Annotated in this window: 6 protein-coding genes; 4 read left to right on the top strand and 2 right to left on the bottom strand. The window is 66.7% G+C overall.

Features of this window, described 5'->3' with window-relative positions:
- The first annotated feature begins 274 nt into the window (after positions 1–274).
- Both HZB53_22115 and HZB53_22110 read left to right on the top strand, forming a co-directional pair.
- A complete protein-coding gene (locus HZB53_22115) occupies positions 275–1,150 on the top strand; it encodes a patatin-like phospholipase family protein (protein ID MBI5880356.1) in 876 nt (291 codons plus the stop codon).
- A complete protein-coding gene (locus tag HZB53_22110) occupies positions 1,137–2,249 on the top strand; it encodes a radical SAM protein (GenBank protein ID MBI5880355.1) in 1,113 nt (370 codons plus the stop codon). The genes HZB53_22115 and HZB53_22110 overlap by 14 nt, the downstream gene beginning before the upstream one ends.
- On the opposite strand, the gene HZB53_22105 is transcribed toward HZB53_22110, so the two are convergent.
- Positions 2,233–2,520: a hypothetical protein gene (locus tag HZB53_22105; GenBank protein ID MBI5880354.1), complete on the bottom strand. Its 288-nt coding sequence runs from the start codon at positions 2,518–2,520 to the stop codon at positions 2,233–2,235. The two genes, HZB53_22110 and HZB53_22105, sit on opposite strands and share 17 nt — an antisense overlap.
- 42 nt (positions 2,521–2,562) lie before the next feature.
- On the opposite strand from HZB53_22105, the gene HZB53_22100 reads away from it, so the two are divergent.
- Positions 2,563–3,687, top strand: coding sequence for a glycosyltransferase (locus HZB53_22100; protein MBI5880353.1), 1,125 nt, complete (start codon positions 2,563–2,565; stop codon positions 3,685–3,687).
- Here the strand turns inward: HZB53_22100 and HZB53_22095 are convergent.
- Positions 3,684–4,859, bottom strand: coding sequence for a glycosyltransferase family 4 protein (locus tag HZB53_22095; protein ID MBI5880352.1), 1,176 nt, complete (start codon positions 4,857–4,859; stop codon positions 3,684–3,686). The two genes, HZB53_22100 and HZB53_22095, sit on opposite strands and share 4 nt — an antisense overlap.
- A gap of 292 nt (positions 4,860–5,151) precedes the next feature.
- Here HZB53_22095 and HZB53_22090 point away from each other — a divergent pair, with 292 nt between their 5' ends.
- Positions 5,152–7,272, top strand: a complete 2,121-nt coding sequence (locus HZB53_22090; protein MBI5880351.1) for a tail fiber domain-containing protein — start codon at positions 5,152–5,154, stop codon at positions 7,270–7,272.
- The last annotated feature ends 150 nt before the right edge of the window (positions 7,273–7,422 follow it).

The following is a 7,422-nucleotide window of genomic DNA, read 5'->3' as shown; positions in this document are numbered from 1 at the left end:
GCAGACACGCAGGTCTGCCCCTACGTCTTGCGCATACCAGTGATGGGGGTCATACCCGGTAGGGGCGCACCGGCGTGTGCGCCTGCGTGACGCGCAAAGGGCCGACACGCAGGTCTGCCCCTACGTCTTGCGCATACCAGTGATGGGGGTCACACCCAGTAGGGGCGCACCGGCGTGTGCGCCCGTTTGGCGCGCGGTGGGCCGACACGCAGGTACGGTGGGCCGACACGCAGGTCGGCCCCTACCGCGTTTCCAGGGATAGGGGTTTGCACGCATGAGCAACGACAACCGGCGGCGCATTGCGCTCGTCATCGGCTCCGGCAGCATCAAGTGCGCGGCGGCGATCGGCCTGCAGCGCGTCCTTCAGCGCGAGGGCATACCGATTGATATGCTCGTGGGGTGCAGCGGCGGCAGCATCTACGCGGCCCTGATGGCGCTCGGCGTGGATGCGCAGACGCTGGACGACATGACGCGCCGGCTCTGGACGCGCGACCTGACGGCCAAACACAGCCTGCGCGCCCTCGCCAGCGTCGTCCTGCCGCAGCTCTTCGGCTTCAGCGAGCGCTTCGGCCTGGTGGACGACCGGCGCATGAATGCGCTGATGACCGAGGTGTTCGGCGAGCGCACGTTCGCCGACGCGAAGATTCCGCTGTTCATCACCGCGACCGACTTCATGAACGGCCAGCAGGTCGTGCTCGATTCCGGTCGCCTGTACGATGCGGTGCGCGGCAGCCTGGCGATGCCGTACGTCTTCAAGCCGCACACGGTTGGCGGGCACGTGCTCGTCGACGGCTACCTGTCCGACCCACTGCCGGTCGGCGTCGCGGTGCGCGAGGACGCCGATATCATCATCGCCATGGGCTTCGAGAGCCCATACCTGACGCATATCAGTTCGATGCTGCGCTTCGCGTTCCAGACCAGCGCGGTGATGGCCAACAACCTGCTCAAGGCCAACTTCGCGTTTCACAGCATGGCGCACCACAGCGAGATACTGCTGATCCTGCCGGAGTTCGGCCAGCACATCGGCCTGTTCGATGTGGACAAGTCGCCGCAGATCATCGAGGCGGGCGAGCGCGCCATCACCGAGCAACTGCCGTACCTGCGCGAACTGTTGGCGACGCCCGCCGGAGGCGACGATGCACGCGCTTGAGGAGGTTGCCGCCGACGCCGCGGCCTTCCGCGCCGCCGTGCGGGCGCGCCAGACGTACAAGCCGCTCTATGTCAAGCTCAAGCTGATCTCCGGCTGCAACCTGCGCTGTGAGATGTGCAATCACTGGCGCACCACGCGCGAGGAGCCGCTGTCGCGCGAGCGGCTGTCGTGGCTGATCGACGAACTGGCCGCGCTCGGCTGCCGCAAGATTCACCTCACCGGCGGCGAACCATTGCTGCGCTCGCATGTGCCCGAGTTGATCGAGCAGGCGACCACACTCGGCATCCGCGTCAACATGACGACCAACGGCACGCTGGTGGACAAGGAGCGCGCGAAACGGCTGGTCGAGTCGGGCTTGCGCGGCGTCAACGTCTCGGTAGACTCGCCGGTGCGCAAGGTGCACGATGCGGTGCGGGGCGTGGACGGCGCGTGGAAGAAAACGACGCGCGCGGTCGGGCACTTCAAGCGCGCCGGCCGCAAAGGCAAGTTGACCCTGCGCATTAACACGGTCGTCAGTGCGCTCAACTACGCAACCCTCGCGGAGATGCCCGATCTGGCACACCAACTCGGCGCCGACGAATTGAACCTGATTGGCGTGGACGACCACTGCGGACCCGCGCTCTCGCTGAGCCGCCGCGCCATCGTAGACTACAACGCGCGCATCGCGCCGGCCATCGCCGCCCGCGCGCTGGAGCTCGGCGTCATGCACGACGAGGCGCAGGCGTACCCGTTCGGGCGCGCCGTGCGCGAGATCAAGCTGGCGAAGCAGGGGCAGTACGCGCTCGGCTACTACGACCGACACCCGTGCTTTGCGCCGTGGACGCACAGCCTGGTGGACTACAACGGCCTGGTATACGTCTGCTGCATGACGCGCGAGCAGATCGAGCCGCTCGGCGATCTGAAGACGCAATCGTTCGCGGAAGTCTGGGAAGGGTTCGGCTACCGGGTCGTGCGCCAACTGATGCACCCGCCGCAACTGGCGATGTGCCGGCGCTGCGACGATTTTCTGGACGAAAACCGCAGCTACCTGGCGCTGGTCAACGGGGAAGGGGGCGCCAGCGCGCGCCCGGCAGTCATAGTCGCTAGCTCAGATCGGTAAACGAGTCGCCACTGCTATCGTCGTCGTCATTCCAGGCGCTGGCGGCCGCAAACACCATCAGGTCGGTCTGGTCGTACGTCTGTGCCGTGATCGGCAGCGCGACCGGCTGCTGCAAGCCCTGCTGGCAGGCGAGGCAGCGCAAGCCCTGCGCCGTCACTGATATGTGTTCGTCACAATAGGTGCGACCGCACTGCCCGCACTTGCCCAGCGCTGCATTGTCGCAGCGGTGCGGCACCAGAAACCCAACGATCATTTCGCACTGGTCAGGCATTTGCCTCTCCCGAAAGCGCGCAGCGCGCGCCAATCTCCCACCATGCACATTGCACTACTCAGCGACAAATTCCCGCCGGATCCTGGTGGCCTGGCCGTCTCGGCGGCCCGGCTCGCACACCTGCTCGCGGCCGCCGGGCACCGCGTGCAGGTCTTCGCGCCCGGCGCGCAGCCGCCTGCTGCCACCGCCGCCGACGGTGTAATCATACACCGAATCGCGCCGCGCAAGCGAACCGATGAAATCCTATCGAACTGGTTTGATGCCGTCGTGGCGGCGCATCGCGCCGACCCTTTCGATCTCCTGCACGCCTACTTCGTCGCGACGGCCGGCTATGTGGCCGCCTTCGCCGGGCGCTACCTCGGCGTGCCGTCGGTCGTCAGCGCACGCGGCAATGATGTCGACCGTGCCGCGTTCGATCCGTCGCGCGCGGCGCATCTATTATATGCCCTGAACCACGCGAGCGCCGTCACGACGAACGCCGCTGAGCTGGCGCGCAAGGCCGAGGCGCTGGCGCCTGGTCTCACGGTCACGCTCATTCCCAACGGTGTGGACGCCGCGCAGTTCACGCCCGCGCCGCGCGACGACGCGCTGGCTGCTTCGCTCGGCGTGGCCGGCCTGCCGGTCGTCGGCTTCGTCGGCGAGGCGCGCGCGAAGAAAGGGCTGACGCATCTGTTGCTGGCGTTCCGCGCGGTAGCGGCCAGACGTCCGGCCGCGCTGCTGCTGGTCGGCGGCGCCCGCGATGGCGACGACCGCGACGTGCTCAAGGTGTTTCAGAAGCAGAACCCGGCGCTGGTTGCGCGCGTCGTGCCGTACATGACGCCGGACGCGCTGCCTGCCTACTACAATCTGCTCGACGTGCTGGCCTTGCCATCCCTGCACGACGGCCTGCCGAACGCGCTGCTCGAAGGCATGGCGTGCGGCTGCGCGGTCGTTGGAGCGCGGGTCGGCGGCATCCCCGATGCGCTCAGCGACGGCGAGAACGGCCGGCTGGTGCCGCCCGGCGACGTGGACGCGCTGGCGGCTGCCATCGATGCCCTGCTCGACTCGGACGCCGAGCGCGCCCGCCTCGGCTTCGCCGCGCGCGCGACAATCCTGCAGCGCTATGCACCCGCGAATGAGTTAGAAGCCAATCTCCGCATCTACAAACGACTAGCGACTAGTCACTAGCTGCTAGTCGCTAGTCGTTCATACACCCGCAATAGCTTCTTCTGCGCTTCGTGCCAGGTCAGTCGTGTATGTGCGCGTTCGGCGGCGTGGGTTGCCATCTGCTGGGCCAGCACCCGATCGCTGGCGGCGCGCACCAGTTGCCGCGCCAGATCGTCCGGGTCATCGGGCGCGAAGAAGAGCGCGTCGATGTCCTCGCGCGCCAGCTCGCGCACGACCGGCAGGTTGGCCGCGACCAACGGCCGCCCCGACGCCATATACTCGATCACCTTGAGCGGGCAGCAGCCCTGCGTCACGTTGCGGTCGTTCAGCGCCAGCGGCGCCACGCAGATGTCCGATGCGGCGATCAGCGCGGGGACGGCATGGTGCGGCACGGCCGGCTCAATGCTGATGTGTGGCTCCAGCCCCAGCTTGCGCACCTGTTTGGCCAGCGCCTTGCGCTGGCGGCCGCGCCCGCGCCCCACGATGCGCAGGCGCGCCGGGTGGCGCTCCAGCACCTTCGGCATCGCGTTGATCAGCAGTTCCAGCCCCTGCCAGTCGGCCAGCGTGCCCACATAGAGGATAACCGGCACGTGGCCGTCGTCGTCGGGCAGCGGCGTCGGGAGGAAGTCGCGCGCGCTGACGCCGTTCGGGATGACGGTGATGCGCGCGCGCGGCACGCCCAGGCTCGTCAGGTACGCGCGCGTCACGTCGGACGGGCAGATGACGGCATCGGACGTTGCCAGTGTGGCCAACTCCTGCTCGCGAATCTTGGTCAACAGCGGGCTGTCGCGCAGGCCGGGGTAGTGGTACTTGAGCTCGACGCTTGGCAGACCGTTGACCTCGAACAGTGTCCGGTAGCCGTGTTGGGGGCGCGCCCGCGTCAGCGGGAAGCCGCTCCACAGCGAACGGTAGTGAACCACATCATACGGCGGCGCGCTCTCGACGTGCGCCAGGGCGAACTGCCCGAACGCGATGGCGTGCGCCAGGAAGTTGGCGTCGCTGGCCGGCGGCGGCACGCGCGCGACGGTTGCGCCCTCGTAGGTATCTTCCGCAGGCAGGCTGCCGTCGCCGGCGGTGAGCAGGTGCACGCCGTACCCGGCGGCGACCAACCCGCGCACGAAGTAGGTGATGTGGGTGCTGGCGCCCTTGGGGCTGGGAACCAGATCGAAGGCAGAGTAGAAAACACGTGGCATGGCTCGGCGTCCTGAACAGCCGAGATTGTAAGCGAACCGGCGCGCGAACGCAATTTCTCATGCGGCGCTATTGACACGGCCCGGCGAGTTGGCTATGATACGCCCCACGTAATACTCGCACCGGTTCGTCAACACAGGCCAGTCCTTCCGTTACGATAAAGGGAGACGGCATGATATTTCACGCGCTATTCAGAGCGCCAGCATAGCGCTGGCGGCTGATGGCGCGTTTGTGCTTTTTCGAAGCGCCACGCTCAACCCTCTGCACGTCCCATGCCTGAAGGAGGCCATGCCCATGAAACGCTACTCTGTCCTCGGTTTGTTCGCTGGCTTGGTCGGGTTAGCCGTGGTGGGAGTGTTGTTCACTACTGCCGGCAGTGCCGGCGCGCGCGGGCAAATCCCGTCGTCCGCGCTGGCGGGACCGGACCGACCGGCCGACGTGCATGCGTTCAGTGCGGCCGCGCCGCTCACCACCACGTTCAGCTATCAGGGGCAACTCAGGCAGAACGGCACGCCCGTCAGCAACCCGGCGTGCCAGATCGCCTTTCGCATGTACGATGATCCTTCGGCAGGCAATCTGATCGGCAGCGCGCTCACGCCCACGGTACCGATCAGCAACGGCCTGTTCACCGTCGGGCTCAACTTCGGCGACAACGTGTTCGACGGGAACGGGCGCTGGTTGGATATGCAAGTCAACTGCGGCGGTGGCTTCGCGCCGTTGACGCCGCGCCAGCCGTTGACGGCTGTGCCGTATGCCTTCGCGTTGCCGGGTCTCTACACACAACCCAACGCGACCAGCCCGAGCCTGATCGGCGGCTACAGTGGCAATGTCATCACGTCTACGGTACGCGGTGGCGTGATCGGGGGCGGCGGATTCAGCGGCTACGAGAACCGCGTGCAGGCCAATTACGGCGCCGTCGGCGGGGGCTACGGCAACACCACCAGCGAGGTCGCTGCCACCGTCGCCGGGGGTGACAGTAACACCGCCAGCGGCATCGTCGCCACAGTCGGCGGGGGCAACAACAACACAGCCAGCAACTGGAGCACCACCGTTGGGGGGGGCTCCGGCAACACCGCCAGCGGCAGCTACGCTACGGTCGGCGGGGGCTCCGCCAACGCCGCCAGCAGTTGGGAGGCCACGGTCGGCGGGGGCTTCCACAACACCGTCAGCGGCAACTTCGCCACTGTCAGCGGGGGCTACAGCAACACCGCCAGCTACCTCTTCGCGACCGTCGGCGGCGGGAAAGGCAACATCGCCAGCGGCGAGGACGCGACCGTCGGCGGTGGTATCAGCAACACCGTTAGCGCTTATGCCGCCACCGTCAGCGGGGGACAGAAAAACACCGCCAGCGGCCTTGACGCCACCGTCGGTGGGGGCAACAATAATAATGCCAGCGGCTATGTCGCCACCGTCGGTGGGGGCCAGTACAACACCGCCAGCGGCGGCGCAACCGTCGGCGGGGGTGACAGCAACACGGCCGGCGGTTCTACCGCCGCCATTGGTGGGGGCCACAACAACACCGCCGCTGGCAATTCCGCCAGCGTCGGCGGCGGCGGCGGCAACACCGCCAGTGGCGATTCAGGCACGGTCGGCGGCGGCATCAACAACGCCGCCAGTAACCAAGCCGCCACCGTTAGCGGAGGACAGAGCAACGTCGCTGGCGGCTATATCGCCACCGTTGGCGGGGGACAGAGCAACAACGCCACCAACTCTTTCGCTACAATCGGCGGCGGCTTCCTCAACACCGCCAGCGGCATCTACGCTACCATCCCCGGCGGTCTCCTCAACACGGCGCTGGGCGACTACAGTCTTGCGGCCGGAACCCGCGCCAAAGCCAACCACAACGGCACGTTCGTCTGGGGCGATTCGACCGATGCCGACATCGCCTCCAGCGCGCCCAACCAATTCCTTGTGCGCGCGTCAGGCGGCATCACGCTCTATACGAATGCCGCGGCGACGGTCGGTGCGGCACTGGCGCCTGGTTCCGGCTCGTGGTCCGTGCTCAGCGATCGCAACGCGAAAGCCAATTTCGACGCCGTGGACGCGCGGGCGGTACTGGCCAAACTGGCTGTCATGCCAATTCAAACTTGGAACTACAAAACCCAGGATGCGGTCGTGCGCCACATCGGGCCGATGGCGCAGGATTTCTACGCAGCCTTCCAGGTTGGCGAGAACGACACGACGATCAGCAGCGTGGATGCGCAGGGCGTGGCACTGGCTGCGATTCAAGGATTGGTTCACGAGAATCAAGCATTGAAGGCACTGAACGCATCGCTGGAAGCGCGCTTGACGACGCTTGAGCAGAACGCGCAACCCGCCGCGTTCAACGCGTTCAATCTGTTGAGCGTGCTTGCGTTCGGCGGATTCGTCGTCACCTGGATTCAGCAGCGCCGCGCGCAACGCGGCCAGTCCTGAAACGCGCGATCATGCGCACGGGCCGACCTGCGGGTCGGCCCGTGCCATCAACGCCCTGCTCCGGCAAATTGTGGGTGGTCCCCGGAATTTCCGCGCGGTTACGCCGTTGGCCGAAAACAGAGTAGAATATTGACGTTATCCAGCCTATCC

Source organism: Chloroflexota bacterium (assembly GCA_016235055.1).
GTDB lineage: Bacteria > Chloroflexota > Anaerolineae > JACRMK01 > JACRMK01 > JACRMK01.
This window is presented reverse-complemented; position numbering and strand designations above follow the sequence as displayed.